Source organism: Owenweeksia hongkongensis DSM 17368, from assembly GCF_000236705.1.
Lineage (GTDB): Bacteria > Bacteroidota > Bacteroidia > Flavobacteriales > Schleiferiaceae > Owenweeksia > Owenweeksia hongkongensis.
In genome coordinates, this window is the sequence record NC_016599.1 from 792,706 (window position 1) to 817,921 (window position 25,216).

Annotated in this window: 25 protein-coding genes; 19 read left to right on the top strand and 6 right to left on the bottom strand. The window is 40.7% G+C overall.

All coding sequences use genetic code 11. The features are described 5' to 3' along the window. Positions 1 to 33 precede the first annotated feature (33 nt). From OWEHO_RS03640 to OWEHO_RS03665, 6 genes are all read left to right on the top strand, one after another. Positions 34 to 948: a glutaminase gene (locus tag OWEHO_RS03640; RefSeq protein ID WP_014201113.1), complete on the top strand. Its 915-nt coding sequence runs from the start codon at positions 34 to 36 to the stop codon at positions 946 to 948. 74 nt (positions 949 to 1,022) lie between these two features. Next, the gene (locus OWEHO_RS03645) at positions 1,023 to 2,105 is read left to right on the top strand and encodes an endonuclease/exonuclease/phosphatase family protein (protein WP_014201114.1); all 1,083 of its coding nucleotides are present in this window, start codon (positions 1,023 to 1,025) and stop codon (positions 2,103 to 2,105) included. A 48-nt stretch (positions 2,106 to 2,153) separates the two neighbouring features. Further along, positions 2,154 to 2,912, top strand: a complete 759-nt coding sequence (locus OWEHO_RS17780; RefSeq protein WP_014201115.1) for an META domain-containing protein — start codon at positions 2,154 to 2,156, stop codon at positions 2,910 to 2,912. A 6-nt stretch (positions 2,913 to 2,918) separates the two neighbouring features. Beyond that, positions 2,919 to 3,485, top strand: a complete 567-nt coding sequence (locus OWEHO_RS03655; protein ID WP_014201116.1) for a Crp/Fnr family transcriptional regulator — start codon at positions 2,919 to 2,921, stop codon at positions 3,483 to 3,485. Between the two features lie 66 nt (positions 3,486 to 3,551). Beyond that, positions 3,552 to 3,971 (top strand): SRPBCC domain-containing protein, encoded by a 420-nt coding sequence (locus OWEHO_RS03660; RefSeq protein WP_014201117.1) that lies wholly within the window; start codon positions 3,552 to 3,554, stop codon positions 3,969 to 3,971. A 10-nt stretch (positions 3,972 to 3,981) separates the two neighbouring features. Further along, positions 3,982 to 4,452: a GNAT family N-acetyltransferase gene (locus OWEHO_RS03665; RefSeq protein ID WP_041627918.1), complete on the top strand. Its 471-nt coding sequence runs from the start codon at positions 3,982 to 3,984 to the stop codon at positions 4,450 to 4,452. On the opposite strand, the gene OWEHO_RS03670 is transcribed toward OWEHO_RS03665, so the two are convergent. From OWEHO_RS03670 to dapA, 3 genes are all read right to left on the bottom strand, one after another. Next, on the bottom strand, positions 4,449 to 5,864 hold the full coding sequence (locus OWEHO_RS03670) for a COG3014 family protein (protein ID WP_014201119.1): 1,416 nt from the start codon (positions 5,862 to 5,864) through the stop codon (positions 4,449 to 4,451). The genes OWEHO_RS03665 and OWEHO_RS03670 overlap by 4 nt on opposite strands. 30 nt (positions 5,865 to 5,894) lie before the next feature. Then, positions 5,895 to 6,479, bottom strand: a complete 585-nt coding sequence (locus tag OWEHO_RS03675) for a penicillin-binding protein activator LpoB (protein WP_014201120.1) — start codon at positions 6,477 to 6,479, stop codon at positions 5,895 to 5,897. Between the two features lie 81 nt (positions 6,480 to 6,560). After that, complete coding sequence (dapA, locus tag OWEHO_RS03680; protein ID WP_014201121.1) at positions 6,561 to 7,442, bottom strand: 4-hydroxy-tetrahydrodipicolinate synthase; 882 nt, start codon at positions 7,440 to 7,442, stop codon at positions 6,561 to 6,563. Between the two features lie 332 nt (positions 7,443 to 7,774). On the opposite strand from dapA, the gene OWEHO_RS03685 reads away from it, so the two are divergent. Next, positions 7,775 to 8,077 carry a GIY-YIG nuclease family protein gene (locus tag OWEHO_RS03685; RefSeq protein ID WP_014201122.1) on the top strand — a complete coding sequence of 101 codons (303 nt, stop codon included), beginning with the start codon at positions 7,775 to 7,777 and terminating at the stop codon, positions 8,075 to 8,077. Between the two features lie 371 nt (positions 8,078 to 8,448). Here the strand turns inward: OWEHO_RS03685 and OWEHO_RS03695 are convergent, their stop codons facing one another. From OWEHO_RS03695 to OWEHO_RS03705, 3 genes are all read right to left on the bottom strand, one after another. Next, entirely contained in the window at positions 8,449 to 8,967 is a 519-nt protein-coding gene (locus OWEHO_RS03695) for a DUF6913 domain-containing protein (RefSeq protein ID WP_014201123.1), read from the bottom strand. Next, on the bottom strand, positions 8,967 to 10,982 hold the full coding sequence (gene ligA, locus OWEHO_RS03700) for an NAD-dependent DNA ligase LigA (RefSeq protein ID WP_014201124.1): 2,016 nt from the start codon (positions 10,980 to 10,982) through the stop codon (positions 8,967 to 8,969). The genes OWEHO_RS03695 and ligA overlap by 1 nt, the downstream gene beginning before the upstream one ends. 203 nt (positions 10,983 to 11,185) lie before the next feature. After that, the gene (locus OWEHO_RS03705; RefSeq protein ID WP_014201125.1) at positions 11,186 to 12,748 is read right to left on the bottom strand and encodes a hypothetical protein; all 1,563 of its coding nucleotides are present in this window, start codon (positions 12,746 to 12,748) and stop codon (positions 11,186 to 11,188) included. Between the two features lie 627 nt (positions 12,749 to 13,375). Here OWEHO_RS03705 and OWEHO_RS03710 point away from each other — a divergent pair. The 12 genes from OWEHO_RS03710 to OWEHO_RS03765 all read left to right on the top strand — a co-directional run bounded on the left by OWEHO_RS03710 (position 13,376) and on the right by OWEHO_RS03765 (position 25,211). Then, the gene (locus OWEHO_RS03710) at positions 13,376 to 14,260 is read left to right on the top strand and encodes a type I restriction enzyme HsdR N-terminal domain-containing protein (RefSeq protein ID WP_014201126.1); all 885 of its coding nucleotides are present in this window, start codon (positions 13,376 to 13,378) and stop codon (positions 14,258 to 14,260) included. 14 nt (positions 14,261 to 14,274) lie between these two features. Next, positions 14,275 to 14,952 (top strand): hypothetical protein, encoded by a 678-nt coding sequence (locus OWEHO_RS03715; protein ID WP_014201127.1) that lies wholly within the window; start codon positions 14,275 to 14,277, stop codon positions 14,950 to 14,952. A 6-nt stretch (positions 14,953 to 14,958) separates the two neighbouring features. Next, a complete protein-coding gene (locus OWEHO_RS03720) occupies positions 14,959 to 15,387 on the top strand; it encodes a hypothetical protein (protein WP_014201128.1) in 429 nt (142 codons plus the stop codon). 407 nt (positions 15,388 to 15,794) lie between these two features. Beyond that, positions 15,795 to 16,109, top strand: a complete 315-nt coding sequence (locus OWEHO_RS03725; protein ID WP_014201129.1) for a hypothetical protein — start codon at positions 15,795 to 15,797, stop codon at positions 16,107 to 16,109. After that, positions 16,106 to 16,615 (top strand): DinB family protein, encoded by a 510-nt coding sequence (locus OWEHO_RS03730; RefSeq protein ID WP_014201130.1) that lies wholly within the window; start codon positions 16,106 to 16,108, stop codon positions 16,613 to 16,615. Before OWEHO_RS03725 ends, OWEHO_RS03730 begins: the two co-directional genes overlap by 4 nt. Further along, positions 16,612 to 17,067, top strand: a complete 456-nt coding sequence (locus OWEHO_RS03735; protein WP_014201131.1) for a nuclear transport factor 2 family protein — start codon at positions 16,612 to 16,614, stop codon at positions 17,065 to 17,067. The genes OWEHO_RS03730 and OWEHO_RS03735 overlap by 4 nt, the downstream gene beginning before the upstream one ends. A gap of 89 nt (positions 17,068 to 17,156) precedes the next feature. Continuing rightward, entirely contained in the window at positions 17,157 to 18,503 is a 1,347-nt protein-coding gene (locus OWEHO_RS03740; RefSeq protein WP_014201132.1) for an NAD(P)/FAD-dependent oxidoreductase, read from the top strand. Positions 18,504 to 18,505: 2 nt separating this feature from the next. Next, complete coding sequence (locus OWEHO_RS03745) at positions 18,506 to 19,213, top strand: NRDE family protein (protein ID WP_014201133.1); 708 nt, start codon at positions 18,506 to 18,508, stop codon at positions 19,211 to 19,213. Positions 19,214 to 19,675: 462 nt separating this feature from the next. Further along, positions 19,676 to 20,146 (top strand): DUF4252 domain-containing protein, encoded by a 471-nt coding sequence (locus OWEHO_RS03750; RefSeq protein ID WP_014201134.1) that lies wholly within the window; start codon positions 19,676 to 19,678, stop codon positions 20,144 to 20,146. Beyond that, positions 20,143 to 20,475: a PadR family transcriptional regulator gene (locus OWEHO_RS03755; RefSeq protein WP_014201135.1), complete on the top strand. Its 333-nt coding sequence runs from the start codon at positions 20,143 to 20,145 to the stop codon at positions 20,473 to 20,475. The genes OWEHO_RS03750 and OWEHO_RS03755 overlap by 4 nt, the downstream gene beginning before the upstream one ends. A 6-nt stretch (positions 20,476 to 20,481) precedes the next feature. Continuing rightward, the gene (locus OWEHO_RS17785; protein WP_014201136.1) at positions 20,482 to 22,257 is read left to right on the top strand and encodes a PspC domain-containing protein; all 1,776 of its coding nucleotides are present in this window, start codon (positions 20,482 to 20,484) and stop codon (positions 22,255 to 22,257) included. A gap of 104 nt (positions 22,258 to 22,361) precedes the next feature. Next, positions 22,362 to 25,211 carry a gluzincin family metallopeptidase gene (locus OWEHO_RS03765; RefSeq protein WP_014201137.1) on the top strand — a complete coding sequence of 950 codons (2,850 nt, stop codon included), beginning with the start codon at positions 22,362 to 22,364 and terminating at the stop codon, positions 25,209 to 25,211. The last annotated feature ends 5 nt before the right edge of the window (positions 25,212 to 25,216 follow it).

The window sequence follows — 25,216 nt, forward strand, 5'->3', positions numbered from 1 at the left end:
AGACATTAGTTGTCGTTTAGACAACACTATTTTATGGACTACAACTCAATTTTTGAAGAAATAAAGCGGGAGATTAACTTGGATGTAAAGCACGGAAAGGTGGCCGATTACATTCCTGAATTAGCTCATGTAGACCCCAATAAGTTTGGAATTTCATTGAAGTGCATGGATGGCCAAAGCTTTTCTATGGGCGATGCTGACGAAAAATTTTCCGCTCAAAGTATCACTAAGGTATTTTCATTAGCCCTAGCCATGAACCATTTTGGCCAAAAAGTTTGGAGCCGAATGGACGTAGAGCCTTCCGGAACTTCATTCAACTCATTGGTTCTCCTGGAATATGAGCAGGGAATTCCAAGAAATCCTTTTATAAATAGTGGCGCACTGGTAATAGCCGATATGCTGGTAGAAAAGTTGGAAGATCCCAAAGGTGAGTTTTTGGAATTTGTGAGAAACATGACCGGCAGCCGTGATATAGACTACAATTATAAAGTTGCCAATAGCGAAAGAGACCACGGTTTTAGAAATAGAGCTATGGCTAATATGCTCAAGTCTTTTGGAAACATAAAAGGTGATGTAGAAGATGTGTTAGACTTTTACTTTCATCAATGCAGTATTGAAATGAGCTGTAAGCAATTGGCTGATGCCTTTATGGTTTTTAGCAATAAAGGAAGTATGCTGGGCACCAAAGAAAAAATTATAACCAAACAGCAAAGTCAACGTATAAATGCTCTGATGCTTACTTGCGGCTTTTATGACGAAGCCGGAGAGTTTGCCTTTCGTGTTGGTCTGCCTGGTAAAAGTGGTGTAGGTGGAGGAATCGCTGCCGTATACCCAAGTGAATATAGTGTTGCTGTTTGGAGCCCAAGGCTCAATAAATTGGGTAATTCGGTACTGGGAATGAAAACCTTGGAATTACTTACTACCAAAACCGGAATGGGCATTTTTTAACATTTAAAAACCCTAACCTCTTATTGTGGGTTTACTCCCTTTTAAGATTACTTTTAGAGTGAATTTGATCACCTATGGAAATTATTTATTACACTTTAACCGCTTTTATCCTTATCACCTCTATTCTGTCGTTTATTGACCACCCTCACTGGATGTTCAGAGTTTTTGAGTTTACTAAGGTTCACCTTGTTGTGCTTCAATTTGCCACCTTTATGCTGGCTCTCATTTTTGTAGAAGCCACTCCCTTTATTTGGGGTATTCAAGCTTTTTTAGTTTTGTTAATGGTTTATAATGCCAGCATTTTGGTAAAATATACTTCACTCTATAAAGTTGTTCCCCAAGAAAAGTCGCCTAAACATTCCGCGCCAGTTACCTTGCTTTCTGCAAATGTTTATCAGTTTAATAAAAATTATCAGCCCTTTATAGATTTGGTGCATCAGACCAAACCCAATATTGTACTTACCATAGAGTCCAACAAAGACTGGGATAAAGCTTTGGAAGTTTTAGAAAAAGACTATCCAAATCACAAAAAAGTACCACTTGAAAATACCTATGGACTTCATTTTTATACCAACCTAAAAATCAAAAAGGTAGATGTGCATTGGTTTGTAGCTGATGATATTCCTAGCATTGAAGCCCAACTGCAAACGGATGACGGCTATAATTTCACCTTTTTTGGGGTGCACCCACCACCACCCAGCCCTACGGAAGAAGAAAACTCAAAAGAACGCGATGGCGAATTGATGTGCGTGGCCAAAAATGTACGTGATGGAAATGCTGCAACGGTGGTAGTGGGGGACTTTAACACCGTAGCTTGGTCAAAAGCAAGCACGCTTTTCAGAAAAACTGCAGAACTTGTAGACCCAAGAATTGGCCGAGGACTGATTTCTACTTTTCATGCTAACTATAGATGGTTTAGGTTTCCTATTGACCAGATGTTTCATACGCCCGACATTTATGTGAATGAATTTACCGTCCTCGATAAGTTTGGCTCCGACCACCTTCCGCTGTTTGCCGAGTTTCAAATCAACAATGGCAAAAACTTAAACCAAGAAAATGTAGAAAGCCTGGAAGAAGGTGAAATGGAAGAAGTGGATGAACTTATAGCCGAGGGAAAAGCAGAAGATGGTGAAAGGGATGCCGTAGCTAAAGAGTAACTTGGTACAGTATTTTATATATCCAATCAAAATTTGTAAAATCATCTTATGAAAATATTTGGTCTCTCCATTTTTACTACGCTAATCTTAAGTGCAGGATGCAACTCTTCCCAAAAAACAGCTGAAGCTAATTCCGCAAAAAAAACACAGGCTAACACTTACACCGAGTTTATAGCAATGAGTAATGAACCCTCTTGGGTAGTCATAGTTGATTTAAATGCTGGGATAAGATTTTCGTCATTAGATGACAATCGATTTGATATAAAAACGGAAAAATCAGAAATCAGAAAGCCTCAGGATATAAGTGCCACCAACTATAAGGGAGAATTTGAAAATGGATATATCCAAGTGATGGTGTACCACAAACCTTGCACAGATGACATGTCTGGTGAAGTTTATGATAACAAGGTAAGAGTAAGTGTGACCAATACAGAAACAGTAGAATACTTAGGTTGTGGGAATTATCAGGGTGATTATAGATTGAATGACATCTGGGTTCTAACTGAAATAGACAACCAGGAAGTAAGTATGAATGGTGCTATTCGCCCCTCTTTAGAGTTTAATATTTCAGAAAAAAGACTGCATGGCTTTGGTGGTTGCAACCAGATTAATGGAACTTTTGCATTTAAAAAGAATCAAGTAGTGGTAGGCCAATTAATGAATACCCTTATGGCCTGTATTAATCAAGGTGTTGAGGATAAATTTCTTAAACATCTTAACGGACAAACTATGGATTATGAAATTGGTGACAATCAACTAAAGATGTGGAATGATGCAGGTTCTTTGACTTTCAAAAAAGGTGATTAAGGTTTTATGACTTTAGAAAATCAAATACAGGCTTACCTCGGAATCCCAGATGCTCACCTCAAAACGATAGAAGACTTGTTCGAGCACACACTTTTACCGAAAGGTGAAAACTATACTACAACCGGAAGCTTTCATGCCAATTTGAGTTTTATAAAAAGTGGCTACCTGAGAGTGTATGAAACCAAGGACGACAAGGAAATAACCCAATGGATATCTTCACCCGGTGAATTTATAACGGACCTCGGAACGCTTGTTTTTGACGCTCCGGCAAGGCGAAACATTCAGGCTATAACTGATTGTGAACTGTACACTATAAGTAGAGAAAACTATAGGCGAATTGGCGGCTTAATTCCCGAATGGCCTGAATTGGAAAAACGATTTTTGGCAAAATGCTTTATGATTTTGGAAGACCGCGTGTTCAATTTTATATCCATGTCATCCGAAGAACGCTATGAGCAGCTCTTTGCCTATAAGCGTGAATTGTTTAATCAAGTGCCTTTACAATACATCGCTTCAATGCTAGGAATGACACCCGAAACACTAAGCAGAATCAGAAAGAAAAGTATTTCTTGATTTATGTCAAGCCGAGTGATATGAGCCTATCGCAACTTTGTGGTATCACAAAAGAAAAATGCGATTATGAAAATTCACACTTCAATAAAAATAAATGCTACGCCACAGCAGGTATGGCAAGTTCTTACAGACTTTGATGCCTACCCTACCTGGAATCCCTTTGTGCAGTCCCTTACGGGAAATGTGAAGGAAGGTGAACGAATAACAGTAAAGCTTCCGGGAATGACTTTTAAACCAGTAATTTTAGTTTTTAAAGAACATGAGCAACTCACCTGGTTGGGGCATTTGCTTTTCAAAGGATTATTTGATGGTGAGCATACTTTTAAACTTGAGGATAATGGAGATGGCACCACCACTTTTCATCAATCTGAAAAATTCAAAGGACTTTTGGTTGGGCTTTTTAAGCGAAAACTGCAAAAAGATACCCTTCCGGGATTTGAAGATTTGAATCAAAAACTAAAAGAAAGAGTGGAAAACCAAACTTAGAATGGGTTCAATGAATATTCTACAAACAACTAAAATCACAGAGTCTCAAAAGGTGGAGCTTTCTAAGCTTTGGAACTCTGAATATCCAGAAGCATTGGCACATAAAAGCCTTGAAGATTTTGATAAATACTTAAATGGAGTTACAAATCACAAGCACTTTTTGATGTGTGATGATTCAGGCTCAATTCAGGGTTGGCATTTTCAGTTTACCCGAGATAATGAAACCTGGTTTGGAATGATAGTCTCCACAAAATTACAAGGCAAAGGATTTGGCTCAAAGCTATTAAATGAAGGCAAGAAGGATGCGGATAAGCTTTCGGGCTGGGTGGTAGACCATGCTGATTATGTGAAGACTAATGGTACCCCATACTCCTCTCCCCTAAGTTTTTACCTAAAACATGGTTTTAAAGTTGTGCCTGAAATAAAACCTGAAGGGGATAAACTATCCGCAGTAAAGGTGGTTTGGAGTAAGCAGCTTTAATACAACTTAAAACTCTCTAAACTGTGATAAATGTGAAATACTGTTTCTCCTTTATCTGCTGAAAAGATGAAATCCGTAGAATTTTGATTTCCCTTGCCGTCCTTGGTTTTCAGCGTTACTTTATTCTCTCCTACATTAAGCGGAATACGACTGTAAGAAATACTGTAGGGTAAGGTTTGCCAGTTGCGGGTATCCGCTTTTTCGGTTAGTGCATTGAGTAAAGATATTGCTGCACCTAAGTCCTGATTCTCCTGACGAGCAGCGTATTCTGCGGCTTGCTTGGTGGCCAATCGAAGTGCTGCTGCTCCAATTTCACGCAGCATTCTATCTTGCAAAATAGAACGCGCAATAGCATCAATATCTTCGGCAGTTTCTAAATCATACGTATTACTCCCATTTAATACAAGCTCCCCTTGATTAAAAACAGGTATTCTTGACTCATACTTTGAAAAAGCCACTCGAATCAATTTTAGGTCACCAAAGCCATTTCCTCCCTGACCGTTTTCTGGAATAGGAAATGTGAAAAACAAATCCAATTCTTCGTTTACCAAGGTTACCACGCCACCATCACCTTTTACAATGGTGAAGTTAATACTCCACTCCGCCTTTACCGGCCCTAGTCCATTGTGCCAAAAGAAAATCAGCTCACCCCCACCCCTCTTCTGGTATTGATAATCAACTCCAAACTCAGATTCGTACTGCTGCAATTCTTCAATAAAACCGTTTAGATATGCCGTACGCATCAAATCCTGCTTCAATTGCTCAGGAGCATTTACTCCAAAGTTTTCTGTGTAAGATTGTTTATAGGTATTGTACGCGTTTCTATAGGCAATGAAAGCATTGTTAACATCATTATCCATTTCATAAGCTATCCCCATAAGCACGTGGGCAAAGGCATCATCCGCATATCTATTTGGCCTATTTTCATAGCGGTCATTTAGGGCATTCAGCTTATTGTTCAGCCTTCTGGCTTCTACTAGGGCTTCCTGTGGACGGTTCATTTTCAAAAAGTTCAGTGCTTTATAATAGTGGATTAGCACCTTTTCATGATCCTCGGCAGGATACTCTTTTACAGTAGGATTACTAATGAGCGTAAGAGCTTCCATACCGTAATTTTTACGGTAGTCTTCTACATATATGTATGCTTGCTCAAAGTATTTATTACTCTCTTCATATTGCCCCATCATTTGGAGCACCACACCTTTTTTCAAAAAAAAGAGCAGCCGATTTCTACCTTCGGCTGCCTTTTCATTTTTATCTAAAAGTTTATTTGCTCCTTCTAAATCTCCGCTGCTAAAGGCCTCCTGAAATTTTAGGTTCTTTTGGTAATAAGTTGCACAGCCGCTAAGCAGCATTACCACTAAGGCCAAAAGAAAGCCTTGAAAAACGTTTTGATTTTTCTTAGAAAGCATAAGGTTTGAAAAAAGAGATGACGGCTAAGACTACTCTACTACCTTTTTGATTTTTTTAGAACCTACCCAAACCTTTTCGTTGGTTTCGATATTTGTAAGCTCCATATCTACTTGGTAAAAAACTACTTTGGTTTTGCTATTGGCATCCGTTATAGAATTTACACTGCCTTGCATAATGAAGTCAGCTCCAAGCTCACGGCCAAAACGTTTTACGGTTTCAAGTGAAGCATTGTTTTGTTGGTCTGCTTTTTCTGCACGAAGCTCTTCTCTAAACTCACCACCTTGCACCAAGCGTACTTTTCCTGAGTTGATATACTCTCTTTCAATATCGTTGATAAAAGTCTCTGTAGCTATATGCTCGCTGCTACGGTTTCTTACCAAACCAACAATAATAGCTGGCTTTCTTCCTTCTGCTTCCACAAAATCCTGCAACCATACACGGGTAAGACCATCATTCACCATCTCGGCTGCCACCAAGCGGCTGTCTACATCGTTCCATCTTCCGCTAAGGTCTATTTGTTCGCGTTCATCAACACGGGTTACGCTTTTGCTGGTATCACAACTGGCCGCTACTCCGGCTAGTACAAGGGCTGCTGCTATTATTCTGATTTTCATACAAGGTATTTTTAGTTGGTTTTATTTATAAAGAATAGTCGGCAATATGCAATTGAAATGCCAAACCTACAAGTTCTTTTATTACAACGAGTTACGATCCATTTCTTTTTTGATATCTGCACGAAGACCTTCACTGATCATCCAAAGTGGCTGACGCATGTGCTCCTCGCAAATATTCTGATGCTTCAATGAAGCCTTTATTCCTCCCGGGTTTCCTTCTGCAAAAAGCATTTTAGTAACCTCAAAAAGACGGTAATGATCTACTCTCGCTTTTTCAAAATTTCCATCCAAAGCATTGTTTACCATAGCCGTAAATGCTTTTGGAAAACCTTGGCCACTTACGGAAATTACGCCATCTCCACCGCAAGCAATCATCGGCAAAGTAAGGTTGTCATCACCACTTATCACATAAAAACCTTCTGGTCTTTCGTTGATGATTTTCATCACCTGTTCCATATCTCCACTTGCTTCTTTTACAGCAATTACGTTGTCAAAATCATTTGCCAAACGAAGTGTTGTTGCAGCACTCATGTTAGAAGAAGTTCTTCCTGGCACATTGTATAAAATAACAGGCACAGGACTAGCCTCACAAATAGTTTTGAAGTGCTGATAAATCCCTTCCTGAGTAGGTTTATTGTAGTATGGAGAAACAGAAAGAATAGCATCAATACCGTTAAGATCCGTTGATTTGATAGTCTCTACCAGAGCGCGGGTATTGTTACCTCCAATACCATAAACGATAGGTTTTCGGCCATTATTCACCTTCTGTACAAACTTCAACACTTCCTGTTTCTCAGCACTGTTTAGGGTAGCGTTTTCGCCAGTTGTTCCCATTACTACTAAGTAATCCACACCATTATCCAGGCAGTGGTTTACCAACTTTTCAAGACCGTTAAAGTCAATGTTGTGCTCGCTGTCAAAAGGTGTGATAAGCGCCACACCTGTTCCTCTAAATTTACTCATAGCTTGTTTGAATTTGAGGGTGTTCCTCACGGAATTCCCTTATCGTTTATTGCGCGGCAAATTTAATCAGAGTATCGACAAACCTATCCCTGGGCTTAGTATTATTTAAAAACCGCTTTTCCAGTGATTCATGTGCGAGATTTCGGGCCTCCGTTCCTTCGCCTGGAATGACGTTCGTGAAATCATTCCAGCCGTAGAGCTGGAATCTACAATTTAATTCATCCTGCAATCAAAAGATTCCGGGTCTCCGTTCCTCCGCCCGGAATGACATCCGTGTGGGCATTCCGGCCCGGGAGCCGGAATCTAAACGGTAAATAACCTAACTTGCTGTTATGTACTTCACTTACATCTTAACCAACAAAAACAACACGGTGCTTTATACAGGGTCTACAAAAGATTTAAAGCTCAGGTTATTTCAGCACAAAAACAAAATGGTGGGGACAAGTTTTACAGCCCGTTATAATGTTGGTAAGTTAATTTGGTTTCAAAGTTTTGAAACATTTCCTGAAGCCTTTGAGCTTGAAAGAAGAATAAAAGGATGGAAACGTGTGTGGAAAATTGAACTGATCGAAAAAGAAAACCCTGATTGGAACGACCTTGCAGAGGACTGGGACTTCAATGAATATTTGAAATAGCTACGTAGGGATTCTGGGCCTTCATTCCACCTCCCAGAATGAAATCCTTATGAACATTCTGGCCAAGGAGCCATAATCTGTCCTTTCTGTCTCCAAACCACGAGATTCCGGGTCTCCGCTCTGCTTCGCCCGGAATGACGTTCGTGAAATCATTCCAGCCGTAGAGCTGGAATCTGAACTTGCTTCCATAACAAAAAGATTCCGGATCTACGCGCTGCTGCGCCCGGAATGACATCCGTGTGGGCATTCCGGCCAGAGAGCTGGAATCTGAACTTGCTTCTATAACAAAAAGATTCCGGGTCTCCGCTCTGCTTCGCCCGGAATGACATGCGTGTGAGCATTCCGGTCAGGGAGCCGGAATCTTAAATATCCTATTTATTGATAAATCGAAGGTAAAAATCAACCTCCTTAAATACAGGCAAAAAGTCATCGCCTTTAGGACGTGCCACCTGCAAATCAAGCACTTTTAGAGTGGAGCTTTTTAAGCCAATCGTGAAGTTAGCCTTACCGGCAATCGTCAAAAATTGAATAGGACTTTGATCTTTATCATTCAAAGAAATCAAAACATCAAAATCCTGCTTTATAAACGTGGAAAGTACTTCTGCACTAGGCTTTCCGTACCAATTCACATCGTCCTTACAAAAGTATTCGTAGGTCTGCTGCTCGGTTATCTCTTTTCGCTTTCGCGGAATGAATGCCAGCAATTCCACATCTTTTCCCTCAGCTTTTAGCTTCTTTGCAAAATCCAAAACGTCTTTATCTGCCGCCCCTTTTTCAAAAACTATAGCAAATCTTTTTACGGAAATAAAACCTGGATATGCAGCATTTGCTCCAGCATTCTTTCCTAGCTTCTTTAGCGAGTAGTTTCGTATGCGTTGTTTGAGTGTCATTAGTCGCCTATCAGTTCAGCAAATTCATTTTCATCAATAATTTTTACGCCAAGGTCTTCAGCCTTTTTACGTTTGGAAGGGCCCATTCCTTCTCCGGCTACTATCAAATCAGTTTTACCAGAAACGGAACCCGTATTCTTTCCGCCATGCTTTTCTATCAGCTCTTTTATTTCTTTACGGGAATATCTTTCAAAGTTTCCGGAGATTACAATTGTCTTTCCATCCAGCTTTGTAGATTCTCCCTCCTGCTGTACCACTTCAAACTGAAGTCCAGCCAATTTCATGCGCTCTACCGTGCCAACCTTTGCTGGGTCTGAAAAAAATGTCGTTACGCTTTCTGCGATACGCGATCCTATTTCATCAACGTTGGTCAATTCTTCAAGGCTTGCAGCCATCAAAGTATCAATATTTGCAAAATGACGCGCCAGCTTTTTGGCCACCGTTTCGCCAACATATCGTATTCCTAATCCAAACAAAACTCGCTCAAATGGAATCGACTTACTTGCCTCTATTCCTTCAATTATATTTTGTGCAGACTTTTCTGCCATGCGCTCCAAAGGCAAAAGCTGCTCTTTTTGCAATGTGTATAAATCTGCATAATTGCTAATCAATCCTTCGTTTACAAACTGATCTACGGTTTCACCGCCCATCCCTTCAATGTCCATGGCCTTACGGCTAATAAAATGCTGAATACGTCCCTTTATCTGCGGTGGACATCCATCATCATTTGGGCAATAATGTTGTGCTTCCCCTTCCTTGCGGATAAGTTCTGTGTTACATTCAGGGCAATGCGTGGCATATTTTACAGGCTCCAAATCTGGCGGGCGCTGATCAAAATCTACACCTATCACTTTTGGAATTATCTCCCCGCCTTTTTCTACATACACATGGTCGCCCACACGCAAATCCAACTTCTCTATCTGATCGGCATTGTGCAGCGAAGCACGCTTTACGGTAGTTCCGGCCAATTGCACGGGTTCCAAATTTGCCACCGGAGTAATCGCTCCCGTACGCCCAACCTGGTAAGTAATGCTGTTTAATTTGGTGGAAACCTGCTCGGCCTTATACTTATATGAAATCGCCCAGCGCGGAGATTTGGCCGTAAAGCCAAGCTTGTCTTGCTGTGCATAGTCATTCACTTTTACTACTATTCCATCAATCTCAAATGGTAATTCGTGACGGTGCTCTTCCCAATAATTGATGAAATCAAAAATCTCATCAACATTCTTCGCCTTAGCGATATAGTTTTTTTCTGCACTTGGCACTTTAAAACCCCACTGAGCGGCCTTTTGCATGCTCTCAAAGTGATTGTCAAACATGCGGTCATCGGTAAGAATGTAGTACAGAAAGCAATCTAATGAGCGAGAAGCTACAATGCTACTATCCTGCATTTTCAAAGTTCCGGAAGCTGTATTTCGTGGATTGGCAAAAGGTTCTTCTCCATCTTCAATACGCTGCTGGTTGAGCTTTGCAAAGCCTTCCAAAAGCATAAATATCTCACCACGTATTTCCAATTCCTCAGGAAAATCATTGCCATGAAGCTGCAAAGGAATGGAACGAATGGTGCGCACATTAGCTGTGATATCATCACCTTGAGTGCCATCCCCACGGGTAAGGGCTCGAGTCAAAATTCCATTTTTGTAGGTGATGCCAATAGCCGCTCCATCATACTTAAGTTCACAAACAAACTCCACGGGGTCGGAAATTGACTTTCCAATTCGCTTGATAAAATCTTCGAGTTCCTCTTTGCTATAGGTATTCGCCAAAGAAAGCATCCGCGTTTTATGCGGCACGGTTTCAAAGTTTTTGGTAACATCACCACCTACACGCTGTGTGGGCGAAGTGCTCAACTTAAACTCCGGAAAAGCCTCTTCCAGCTTTTGTAGCTGCTTCAGTTTTTGATCAAAATCATAATCCGAAATCTCCGGGTTATCCAGCACATAATACTGATGATTGTGATGCATCAGCTCCTTGCTGAGCTCCTCTATTTGCGATTTAGCTTCCTCTTTGGTCATGGCAATTTGTAAGAAAAGCAAAAATAGGAATTGAAGCGCAGCGATGCAGCCACTGGAAAAAGGATATTAACACCTGGATGTAAACTCGAAAAGCGAAACTCTAAAAGCAAAAAATTCTCGATGTCTATTTCTACCTCTGGAGAGCTTGTGCTAAGCTTGACGAAGTAGAGTACCCACAAGAACAGAGGTGACTCGACTACTGACTACCGACTTCTGTCTTCCGACCTCCTGAGATGCACCTCCACCATCTTATCATCTGATGTAAAAGCCGGGTAGAACTCTACCGCTAACAAACTATCCGTATAAAGTGTAGAAGCATCATCCATATCATAGGAGTGACCGTAGCGCACTACACAATCCACAGTTTTACCGGAATATTCTTCATAAACCGCAATCTCAACCTTGGGGCGATGGCTCTTGCCAAAATCTCCCAGAGAATTTTGCGGCCAGGTTTCTTCCTTCCACTTTACAGGAAAATGCACAGCATAAGCTTCATAATTATCCAACACTACCAAATCCTTGTCAGCAGCGAGATAAAGCCCGATGTGGTAATGCAGCCAATGGTAAGAATAGTTAAGCGGCAGCACCGTTGAGCCTTCAGGAATATAGGCCTCAGCCTCCATTATTTGCAATGCATCCTCTTCCAGTTCTTCGGCCTTACCCAATTGGTAGGGTAATTTGTAGAGATTTACAGCAATAAAGGCTAAACCAAGAATTAGGGTAACAATGTTGGTCTTGGAATTGAGCACCACCCAAAATCCCCAAGCCAAAAAAAAGCACAGGGAAAAGCGCATGCTCAAAAATCCCCCAGTAGCCATAGAATCGGGAAGAATGAAATACAGTGCCAATAGCAACACTCCTGTTATAAATAGAAAATCAATCAGCTGGAAGCTCCTCTTTTTTCTAAGTCGATATACGAAAACCGCTATCAGCGACAAGGCAAAAATCACATTGTACATTACAGAGTAATAGGTTTCTTTACCATCAATGGTAACGATGGGAAGCGCCAGATAAATTCCCTTGAGCTGCTGATGCAGTTCGGTTTGGTTAAACTGAAAAGATTCTGAATTACCCAGTATAAATTGAAGACAGAAAATTACACTCGGCAAGCCCAAAACCACAAATGGCAAAACGGTTTTAATATTCTTAAATCGCTCCTGAAAAAGCTTAATCAAAAAATAAATACCCAAAGCCATCATGGCCACCATAGCTGGAAAAAGGTGAAACAAAGCCGTAATAAAAAGCATCATACCCCAAGCCAGAGCGCTGATCCATGTACCTTTAATGTATGCCCGATGTGCCAAGCCAATGGTAAAGAACATAAAAGCCAGACTGAGCGAAAAACTCTGAAAACCGATATAAAAACAAAAGTTATGCGCCAGCGGAAAGATTAAGTAAAACAGTGGATTGAAAGTACCTCCCAAACGTTTTACGGCATATCTAAAGCTTATTGGAAACAAAATGAGGTACAAGGCGCACACCAACTTTTCGGAAACAGCTGCAGGTAACCAGGCATTAAACAAAGTAAGCAGCAAATGCCCTCCAAGATTTGGAATCAACTCATATCGCAACGCAAAAAAATCCTGATATGGCGAATCAGGATTGCTTAAAAGACTAGCTATAATGTTGGAATTATAAAGATGTGCCGGACCATCTCCGGTAAAAAAATACTCCACCCCAAGCACAGGAATAAGATTTACCAACAGCAATATCCAAAAGAGGTAGCGTTCATTTTTATTCCAAAATGTGAGGATTTTGTTCTGCAAGTTTGTTAGGTTTTAGGAGTCGCCAAATTAATTGAATTTATTCATCCTGAGTGTTCCGAAAACATTCGGGGCGTATCGAAGGGTGAAATGGTTTAATGTTCATTTTGGCATCGCCCCAAAACGAACCAAAAAGTCTAGGCTTCTTGAATTTTCTCTAAAACCTACCATCCACTTCACTGAAAAATAAAAGGCCTACGGCTGCTTATTTTTCTACGCTTCGGTTCTGTTGATTTTTACGAAAAAATTCAAAAGGCCGATCCCTTTACGCAAGTATATCGGTTGAAAACGAACATTTTTAATACAATACCAGCACGCATGTCAGCCTGAGTGGCCGACTGAAAGGAGGTTGTATCGAAGGATGATTCTCATTCACAATTTAGTCTTCGATACCCCCCGAATGCTTTCGGGGTACTCAGACTGACAGCAAATCCAAGTGATATATCTCTCGATTTACCCAGAACATCAAAAAGGATAATCCCCACGGCTCGAGTTACCCTTTACTTTTCAAACCTTATCAACATCCCAAAAATCCACTTGGAAATATTTTAGCTTTACGATCCAGGATCTGGAAGGGTTTCGGAGCAGAAAACATTTGAGATACCTTTACCTGGAATCTAAAAAGACCTTGTGAAACAAAAGAAATTCTTAAACATTCTACACGACCTTGATTTTCAAATACTAAATAATCCAGAATTTCAAGAAGATTCTGTTAGAGAAGAAATTATACTTCCAATTATTAGAGAATTAGGATATGGAACATCAAAGCCTCATCAAATTATACGAAGTAGAAAATTACTCCATCCATATGTTTCAATCGGATCGAAGAAAAAGAATATTTACATCATTCCTGATTACTTGTTTGAAGTCGATGGAAAACCAGCATGGATATTAGATGCTAAAGGACCAAATGAGAAAATTATAAACTCAAGGAATGTTGAACAGGCATATTCTTATGCAATTCACAGTGAAGTCAGAGTAAATTATTTTGCTCTATGTAATGGTCGTGAGTTTGCCTTATATCATATTGGTAGAATCCAACCAATTCTACATTTTAACATAACCGAACTCGGGAAATACTGGGATTCACTTATGAAATTTATTGGCCCAAATAATGTTTTCCAAAATAGTCCCTTCAAATTAGCAAAAGACTTAGGATTGCATTTAAAGCGATTGGGATTTGATAAATCCGAAAGCCTCATATTCCATGAAATACCAGTAACAGAGATTGGCCAACTTGACCCAGACATGTTCTCATTTTCGGGTGGTCTCAAACTTGATGACCAATCTTATGTAGTAACTTGGGATTTTGACCAATCCGCATTTGCACAACTTAGAGGCAAAATTCCAGAGGATGCTTATTCCACACTAAAGGAAAGAGATAATCAATCACGGAAAGTTGTGCGTTTTAACGATGTTGCCTATTTGATAAATGTAGACTGTAGAATTGGAGAAGATTTACAAGAAAATGAAAATGAAATATTCCTACCCATGTTAATAAACAGAATAATATAATACAACAACCACCCATGAAAAAAATAATCACCCCCATTCTACTAGCAGCAGCCCTAGTTGCCTGCAACAATACCACAAACAACAAAACTGAAACTTCAGAAAAACCAAAAACTGAAACCGAAGCTACGCCTGAAGAAGCCAAAGAATCCTTTCAGGAAATAAACTCTGACGAAGCACTGATTGCCACCGCACTTATGGCGGCCCCAGCCGAAAGCCGTGAAGGATGTACCGTAATTGGCTACAATATGGCTGGTGAGTTTGTTACTCTAAAAGAAGGAAGCAATGAATTTATCTGTTTGGCAGATGACCCAAAAAAGGAAGGCTTTAGTGCTGCATGTTATCATAAAAGCCTGGAGCCCTTTATGGCTCGTGGCCGCGAATTAAAAATTGAAGGAAAAAACCACAATGAGATATTTGATATCCGCGAGGAAGAAGTAAAATCGGGTAAGTTGAAAATGGGCGACCCTGGTTCAACTTTGCACATTTACTATGGAGCCAAAGCCATGTATAATACTGAAACCAATTTAGTAGATGGCGCACAATATCGCTATGTGGTGTACATTCCATGGGCTACTTCTGAGTCTACTGGTTTACCAGAAAGCCCGGTGGAGCCCAACCATCCTTGGATTATGAATCCTGGAACGCATAGAGCGCATATAATGATTACTCCGCTGAAGGGAGAAGATAAATAAGCACTAATGGGCAAGTATTTTTTATCAATATTTCTTTTAATAACAGGTAATAGCATTATTGCACAAGTTGACATTGAGCTACTTCATAAACGATGGACACAAGCTTTTCTTAATGACTCGAATGCAGTAGTTCCTATAGGTCTTACAAGAGGAGGTTTGGATCATATCATTTTTTCTGAAGATGGCGAACTCACGTTTGAAGGGGCACCTATGTGCGGTATAGGTCTAAACTACTATGGAGATTGGGCACTAAACTCAAAGGACTCCATCCTTACTTTAAGATATACATCCAAACAAGACATATTCTCTGGGGAATCTCAGATTGATGAAACTGAAGTTTACAAAATCGAAAAACTTAGCCCTACAAATTTGATACTTTCAGAACTAAACTCCAAAGATCCTAGGCGACTTTCCTGGCTGTATGAAAGCAAATGATTGTCCATCTTAACTTAAGGTTTTAACTTTACAACTATGGATAGTAGTCTCAATCATTTTAGAGCTTCTCAGGGAAGAAGAAATCAGCGCCAAGAAAAGAAAGGCAGAAATACAACGCTAAGAATGCGGCTGCAATACGTGTAGCCTACAAATCGCAATTAAAACAATCAGATTTCAGCGAGGAGGACAAGCTTGCTTTAAGAAATCGACTTATTGCTGAACAAAAGAAAAAGAGAGTCAGAAATCTTATCATTCTTTCAATTACAGCGATTTGCACCACAATTGGCTTCATATGGGTACTTCTATATCTGTAATGCGTCAGGCATCTACTGACTGTGCTCTGCCGACTATCAAACTGTTAATATCTCTTCCTTCCTCTTTCAATCCACACCGCTTACCTTTGGCGCATGATATTTATTTTTGGATACCATCCTATTACTAAAATTGAAGGTCCTGTGGAGGAGCATGAATGCCCCAACTGCCACAACACCAAGCACTGGCTGCTCGGCAAAATGACCTATTATATAAATGTGTTTTTCATCCCCCTCATCCCTACCCGTACCGAGCATTTTAAGATTTGCCCTATTTGCAAATTCAAAAATGAAATAACACGTGAGGATTTTAGCATCGCTAAAGATTTTGCCAACCTCAATAAAGAGGCTGTGCACAGCGACATGACTGAGCAGGAATATGAAAAACGCCTAAAGCAATTGCACACATGAGAAGACCAGAACCAGGCGAATATGCCCCATACTACGAAGGATATGTGAGCCGCACCCGTGGTGCGAATCACCTTCAAAATTTACGTGATAGCGCAGACGATCTGGTTCATTTTCTCGAAAACCTACCAACCGCAAAGTGGGGTTACTCCTATGCTCCTGGTAAATGGACGGTTAGCCAAATGATACAGCATATCATAGATTGTGATATGGTATTTATTTATCGTGCCCTTTGGATAGCTCGCACTGGTGGTGGCATTTTGCCCGGTATGGATCAAGACCAATGGGTAGAATCTGCAAGTAAATCCCAGCGTAAGCCGCAAGAGCTAATGGACGAGTTCATCGCTTTGCGCAATTACATTGTCAGCACTTTCAAAAGCTTTACAGAAGCTGACTTGGAAAAAGCCGGAAACGCCAGCGACAAAGACGTTGTGGTAAATAGCATTGCCTATATTATTGCAGGCCACACCTTTCATCATTTGGCTATTTTGAAAGAACGCTACGTATGAGAGTTTTAGCTTGCTTGTTCATTATTCTCGCACTTTCGGCATGCGATGCCCCCATTCCCGCTAAGGAAAACAAAGGGCTGAGCACTATGCAAAAACGTGAAGTAATAGACTCACTGATGCAAGCCCAGCAAGACGCCTGGAACACGGGTAGTTTGGAGGCCTACATGCAAACCTATAAGCAGAGTGATTCTTTAATTTTTGTGGGCAGCCGCGGGCTCAATTATGGCTGGAACACCACACTCAGCAATTACCAAAAATCCTATCCTGATAAAGAGGCCATGGGAACTTTACAGTTTGAAAACCTGGAGTTCAAAGATTTGGGAAGCGAATATTCTTTTATGATTGGCCGCTGGTATCTGTTTCGCAGCACTGATACTTTAAGCGGAAGCTACTCCCTACTTTGGCAATGGGAAGGGAAATCGGCCAGCATTATTGCCGACCATTCCAGTTAAAATAGACGGAGTCTACATAGTTTAGAAATCCTCTATGTTCTAAACATTTTAAGGCAGCCCTCCTTACATTTACATCAAATTTGATTTATATGAATTCCCTCAATATTCCAGATACCAATCTGGAGCGAGTAGTAATCATTGGATGTGGATTTGCCGGTCTCAACCTGGCTAAAAAGCTTAAAAACAAACCTTTTCAGGTGGTGATGATTGACAAACACAATTATCACACTTTTCAGCCGCTACTCTATCAAGTGGCCACCGCTGGCCTTGAGCCCGATTCTATCGCCTATCCAATCCGTCATATTTTTAAGGGACAGCAAAATTTCTTCTTTCGTATGGCTAAGGCCGAAGAAATACTAACCGCACAAAATTCTATAAAGACCAACATCGGTACCCTCGAATATGATCATCTGGTAATCGCAACTGGTAGCGAAACCAATTATTTTGGAATGGATGGCGTGAAGCGAGAAGGAATGCCCATGAAGAGTGTTCCTGAGGCACTTAACCTAAGGTCGCTTATCCTACAGAATTTTGAAGCCGCTTCATTAACAAATGATTTAGCTGAGCGCGAGCGCTTGATGAATTTTGTAATTGTAGGAGGTGGCCCAACTGGTGTAGAACTTTCGGGTGCTGTGGCAGAATTAAAAACCCATGTACTTCCCAATGACTATCCGGATTTGGATTTTAGAAGAATGTCCATTCATCTGCTGGAGGCCTTGCCACGAGTATTGCCGCCAATGAGCGAAACAGCTTCGCGCAAAGCCAAAAAGTATTTGGATTCACTTGGCGTGCAAGTGTGGACAGACACTGCTGTAAAAAGCTATGATGGAAGTACTGTGAAAACCAATAAAAAGGATCTTCCCGCCTCTACCCTTATTTGGGCAGCTGGTGTAAAAGGACATATTATTCCCGGTCTCACCGAGGGCAAAGACTTTGAGAAAAGTCGCTATTTGGTAAATGGCTTTAATCAGGTTGGTGATCACAAAAATATTTACGCCATTGGCGATGTGGCCGCTATGATTTCTGAAGAAAATCCGAAGGGCCACCCAATGCTGGCACAAGTTGCCATACAGCAAGGAAGTAATCTGGCCAAAAACCTATACAAGTGGCAGCGAAATTCTGCGCCCAAAGAATTTGAATACAACGATAAAGGCAGCATGGCTACCGTGGGTCGCAACAAAGCTGTAGCTGATATTGGTAAAATTCATCTGGGAGGTTTTTGGGGCTGGATGCTATGGATGTGGGTTCACTTGGTAAGTTTAGTTGGCTTTAGAAACAAAATGGTAGTGATGCTCAATTGGGTAATCAACTACTTTAGTTATGACAAAAAGATTCGACTCATTATACGCCCCGTAGTGCGCGACAAAACGCAGCAAAAAGAGCTTTCGCTAAAAGACAATGAGGAAGCTATTAACTTAGAAGAACACGAAAAATAGATATGTGTACCCTTACCTACATCCCCACCAAGGAAGGGTACATTTTTACCCACAATCGCGATGAGCGCAGTAACCGGCCTACTTCAAAGAGTTTTCAAACTAAGAAGGTCGGCAAGAGAACTATTTATTACCCAGAAGATTTAGAGGCACACGGCAGCTGGATAGCCTTTGCTGATGATAACACAGCCGCTTGCCTACTTAATGGTGGTAACAAAACGTATGTAAGAAAGGCGCCTTACCGCAAAAGTCGGGGCTTGGTAGTTTTAGAATCTTTTGATTTTGAAAGCCCCGCAGCCTTTTATCATAATTATGATTTTGAAGGAATCGAGCCTTTCACCCTACTCATTCGCCATAGTTCCGGCTTGTTTCAAATCACGCATGATCTGGACGAGACAACCATTAAGAAACACAATCCTCAGGAAACCAATATTTGGTCCTCTACAACTCTTTATACCAAGGAGATTCGCGACAAGCGCAGAAAATGGTTTACGGATTGGCTGGCACAATCTCCTGAACTAAGCCCGGCTAACATTCAAGCCTTTCATAATAGTGCGGGCGATGGCGACAGTGAAAACGACTTGATAATGAGCCGCTGGGGGATTTTACAAACCTTGAGCATTACACAAATTGCAGTTTCTAAGCAAGGTGCACTCCTCACGTATTGGGATTTTATTCAGCAAAGTGCTGATCAAAAAGAAGTTTTGATTTGAAGTGAATCAAATTTTGATTGTATAAATATTCGACCCTTACAGGGTCGTTTTTCTTTTGTGCCACTCTATTTCTATACATATGCGAACCCACCGGGTTCGGGGCCGCATCCAAGTGATATTTCGGTTTAAAACCTACAAGGGTCAAATCATGCCAGAGAATTAATGACCTCAGAGAGGTCAAATGTCAATAGAAATTATTCTGTTACGATACTAAATGACCCCAGCGGGGTCACATATTTTGTACTTCAATCATTTTTATCCCGCTTTTTCAAGCCGATTTTCTGGTTTTTGACTGCTGAATGCACACCTAACTCAACTATCATTTTGAGTTAAAAATGACCTTTCCCTTCGCTTATTAAAATTTTATTACCCACATTACCAGCTACTTAAAAACAAATACAGTACTTTGTATTGCATAGTACTGTTATTTTCACATACCTTTGTATAACCTAAAACATAAAAATGAAAAAGATCATCCTATTAACAGCCGCCCTTAGCCTAGGCATTATTGCCGCCAGCATTGGGCAAACCTTACCCGAAGTAGATAAACTCTACAGCAAATATTCAAGCGGTGAAGGTGTATTGGCGCTTACGCTAAACAAAGAAATGCTTGATGCCGTAGACATGGACTTTGACTGGAACGACCAAATGAAGCACATGACGGGCGACATTTATCAAGTGAAGTTTATCACATTTAGCGAAGGCTCACAGTCCAGCCAAAAGGTAAAAGAGTTGAGTTCTGCCCTCTCGGGAATGTCACTCAAAGAAATTAAACTTCCTGAAGACAAATCAGAAACAGATTTGCGCTATGCCAAAATATTTGGCGACAAGCACGGGCAGTACTATCACAATGTGATAATGCTCATTCTTACCGAAGACAACACAGGATTATTTGTTGCCGTAAATGGCAAACTAAAAGTAGAAAAACAATGAATTTAGAGAACACAAAAGCACAAATGCGGAAGGGTGTTCTCGAGCTGTGCATATTGGCACTCCTCGAACATAAAGATGCCTATGCTTCTGACATTATCGAACACCTCAAAAAGGCAGAGATGATAGTAGTGGAAGGCACTTTATACCCACTCCTTACTCGCCTCAAAAATGCCGAGCTACTGGCGTATCGCTGGGAGGAATCTACCTCCGGGCCACCCAGAAAGTATTACTCCTTAACCCCTGTGGGCAAAAAAGCCCTGACTGAACTGCAAACTTCGTGGGACACGCTGGTAGAAGCAGTAAACAAGACAACACAAAAAAATTCCTAATCAGCCATGAATAAGACCTTAAATATAAACTTAGGAGGTTTCATCTTCCACATAGACGAAAATGCCTATGTAAGATTGGAACGTTACCTAAACACGCTCAAACAGCAGTTTGTAAATACAGACGGTGGCACTGAGATTATCAACGACATTGAAACCCGAATTGCAGAACTTTTTAAGGAGCGTACTGGTTCTGGAAAAGAGGTGATAAATGCCACCGATGTAGACCAGGTGATTGCCATAATGGGCCAGCCGGAAGATTATCTGGAAATGGACGATGAATCTGGGAGTTCTTCCAGACGTGAACCAAGGTTCACCAATACCAAGAAACGTATTTTCCGAGACCCTGACAATAAAATGATTGGTGGTGTATCGGCAGGACTCGCTGCGTATTTCAACATTGACCCACTTTGGGTTCGCGTACTTTTCCTTATTGCGCTTTTCAGCGGATTTGGGTTTTTATTGTACATCATAATGTGGGCAGTAATCCCAAAGGCAAACACCACGGCAGAAAAGCTGCAGATGCGTGGTGAGAAAATCAATATTTCTAATATTGAAAAAGCCATCCGCGAGGAAATGCATGGTGTGAATGAAAACATCAAAGGCTTTGGCAGCAAAATAGCGGACCATGATTATCGCAAAACACAGAGCCATGTGGGTTCATTTTTCAGCGATTTAGGAGATTTCATCTTAAGCGCGTTTCGGCTCATCTTCAAAGTCATCGGCAAAATAATAGGTCTCTTCTTCCTATTTATAGGCTCCATGATTCTTTTGGCACTCCTTATTGGCCTATTTGCCGGAGGGGTACAAATAATGGGCGCTGGTTATGGTATGAATGAGTTGTTTGATTTTCTGCACTTGGTAACTGCCAATGAAGGACATTACAACCTATTAATTACCGGAATAGTGATGAGCGTAATTGCTCCTTTCTTTCTGCTGATTTACTTGGGAATTCGACTTCTTTTTAACCTAGAGCCGCTTAACTCACCGGCCAGAAATGCACTAAGTGTTACCACTTTTATCGGGCTTATACTTTTGGTCATTGCAGGAGTAAAAATTGGTTTACAGTTTGACAATACCGGCCGTATTTCTGACGAAATTGCTTTACCTGAATACACTGAATATCGTATTCAGATGAGTGATGATTCACTGCACCACGAGTTTATGAATAGCTATCCAAACCACTGGATGAGAATAGATGGAAAGAATGCTTTTGATAAAGTAGAGGTAGATATTAGACCGACAGATGATGCCAATCCGTATGTAAAAATACTTACTGAAGCACAAGGGCCAAACAGACGTGAAGCTCGTAACAACGCACGTTCCTTGGATTATAAAATCTCTATTCAGGATTCAGTGATTGAAATTCCTGGATATATTTTGCTCAATCGTAACCAAAAGTTCCGTGACCAAACAGTAAAAGTTATTCTTTACCTACCAGAGGGCCACAGCGTGTTCATTGACGAATCTTTGGCCGAAGTACTTTATGATGTGGATAATGTGCAAAACATGTGGGATTTTGAAATGGCGGACAGACGCTGGACAATGACGGTGTATGGTTTAAGCTGCGATGGTTGTGAAATTCCTGAACGCCTCCTTGAAGAGAATGATGAAGAGGATGAAATAATCGAGGATTTTGAATCTGACAATTCTGATATTCACATTGACGTAGAAGTTAAAAATACCAGCTTCAGCTCAAGCTTTACGGAGCACAGAGACAGCCACAAGAGTCGTGAGGCCATTGGTATTCTATATGAAGCCAGCAATCGCATCATTTCAATATAAATCAACAGCCTTTTATTGATGGCGAATCCGTTGGAAGTTTAACAGCTTTCAGCGGATTTTTAGTTTTATATCCAACTATATTTGCCGCTAAACTCTATCGGGCTTTGTACAGATTTTTGGCCATCGGCATTTTACTTTTGTTCTCCCTCCCACTTTTGGCGCAGCCTGTGCGCTATCATTACAATCTAAAATTTGATGATAGCATCCAAACCATTAGTGGAAATGCCAAAGTCAGCTTGCACAATAATACAAGTGCTACTCTTACAGAAATCGTCCTTCACCTTCCGCCCAGAGCTTTAGAAAACAAAAAGTCTTATTTGCAAAAAGAGCTTGTAGAGTTTCAAAAAGTGGACGCCTACTTTGCCAAACCCGAAGAGCTAGGTTCTATAAAAATTCCTACAGTTCAGTTTGGTGACCAAATAGCTACCATTTGTACCAAGTGTGAATTTGCCAAAATTCCCCTCGCCACTCCCCTCCTTCCAGGAGATTCCATTAAGCTTCGTTTTGACTTTCAAATTGCCTTGGGTTCTTATGAATTTAATGGAAATGGTTTTGATGGAAAAGTATTCCGAATAATAGATTGGCTGCCTAGTATTGCAACCTTTGACAGCACAGGTTTTCATCCTTATCCGTTTTCATTTCAATGGGATGTGTATCCTCAAAAAGCTTCTTATTCTGTTGATTTAAGTTTGCCCGATAAGTTTTTGGTAGCCTCCAATGCTGAGCTTTCCACAAGTTCAGAAAAAGAGCGTTTAGATTATTTAAAAGCTCACCCTTACACGCCACACTTAGGTGGTGATAGTTTGAAAACACTTCACTTTGAGCATGTAGGAACCAACCTCCAGTTCTTTATTTCACAGTACTATTTCGTTTTCCCAATAGATGCAAACCGCACGCTGTATCTAACCTCACCAGATAGGTTCAGTCCATCCGCCATTGAGTCTTTAGATCAGCAAGTGAGCAAGTTTTTCAAAGGAGAAATTGACAACGCTCTTGACGATTATGACCTTATCATTTTAGATGTGAAAATTGGTGAGTACCAGAGCGACCACCTATTGAGTTTGGAAATGCCAAAAGATGCCTTTAAGCAAGCAGCTGAGTTGGCTCACGCTCGTGCAGAAATGCTTTTTAGATATCAGCTACAGCCCAATGGTATTGATGAACTTTGGCTTGCACGCGGTGTCCCTTACTTTTATAAATATCAGTTTATAAACGAATTTTACCCTGAAGAAAAATGGCTTCCCTTTAGCAACAGCTTTGTAGGTCGCTTTTTTGCCTTAGATGCCTTTGACTATTCATATCAAAATCAATTTTTATACCTCTACTTAGCTCGCCAAGGTTTAGATCAATCCATCTCCACACCTGCGGATTCACTCAGCAGGCTAAACTACGAAGCCATTGCAGAAGCCAAAACATTTATGGCTCTCAACCACTTGAGAGAATACATTTCACCAAATACCTTTAAGCGCTCAATGAAACGTTTTGTGGAAGACTCAAGCACGTCCTCTGTTCCTCTACTAAAGTCTTCATTCGAATACTTTTCAAACAAAAGTGTAGACTGGTTTTTTCAGGATTGGTTACCTACTGCAAAGTCTTATGATTATGCCCTTACCAAAACTGACTATTGCCCAACTATAAGTACAGCTACAGTTAAAAATAAAGGAGCACTCATTTTGCCCTTTTCTCTTACCGGGATAAAAGATGACGAAGTAGTGCTAACCCAATGGTACGATGGCCATGACAGCGCAAAAACGGTGCAGATGTACCATGCCGATTATGATAAAGTTGTATTAAACTATCATCAGACCGTGCCGGAAATGAATCAAAAGGATAATACCTATTTCAATCGTCTTTTGTTTCAGCGCCTGGAGCCATTACGCCTTCAGTTTTACTACAGTTTTGAAGACCCCAATCGTAGTCAGCTATTTTGGACTCCAACAATAAGCTACAATGCTTATGATAAATTACTTCTTGGCGTTTCGTTAGACAATAGCTCTTTGGTGCAAAAACCTTTTGAATACCTTATTGGTCCAGACTTTAGTACAGGAACCGGAACCCTAACAGGGTATACAAGTTTTAAGTACAACTTTGTGCCCGAGCAGCCCAAGCTATTTCACCAAATAAGTGCCGGGCTGTACACGCGATACTATCACTATGATCAAGATCTCGCCTACTTCAGAATTTCACCCGCATTAAATTTCTATTTCAAAAAGCCTTACCCACGCAGCAGTATACTTCAGCAGCTTAAACTTAGATTAGTACATCTAGATCGTGAACTCCCTGATAATTTCACAGAACCAGCAAATGAAATCGGGAACTCGAGTTTCACAGTTTTCAATGCAAATTATAGATATCAGGAAACCAATATTCTGCATCCCTATTTATTACAAGCCGATTTTCAACTTGGCGACCAGTTTAGTAGAATTGGCCTTGAAGCCGATGTGCGCTGGATGCTTCCGAACAAGAAATGGTTGATTTGGAGAAGCTATGCAGGAGCCTTCTTTTTCAATAAATTTTATGAGCAGGGAATTACAAACAGTTACTACAGCATTGGATTAAGCGGTACCAAGGATTTTCTTTTTGACCTCCCCTTCTTTGGTCGTTCTGATGAAACCGGTATTTGGAGCCAACAGTTTTTTGTGAGTGAAGGAGGTTTCAAATCTGCTACCAATGTATTTGCCGATCAATGGATGTTAAGCACCAACCTTGTCGTTCCGGTTTGGTCAGTATTTGGTGCTTACGCAGATGCAGGTCTTTCTGATGGATTCAATAAAGTATATTACGATGCAGGCCTCAGGATCTCTGTTATCACCGATTTCTTTGAAGTGTATTTCCCAATGGTAAACCAAGGAAATTTTGTTCCAACAGATTACAATTATTTTTCCCGTATTCGCTTTATTCTCGATATTGATCAGAGTAATATCATCAATCGCTTAAGAAGAGGTTACTACTAAATCAT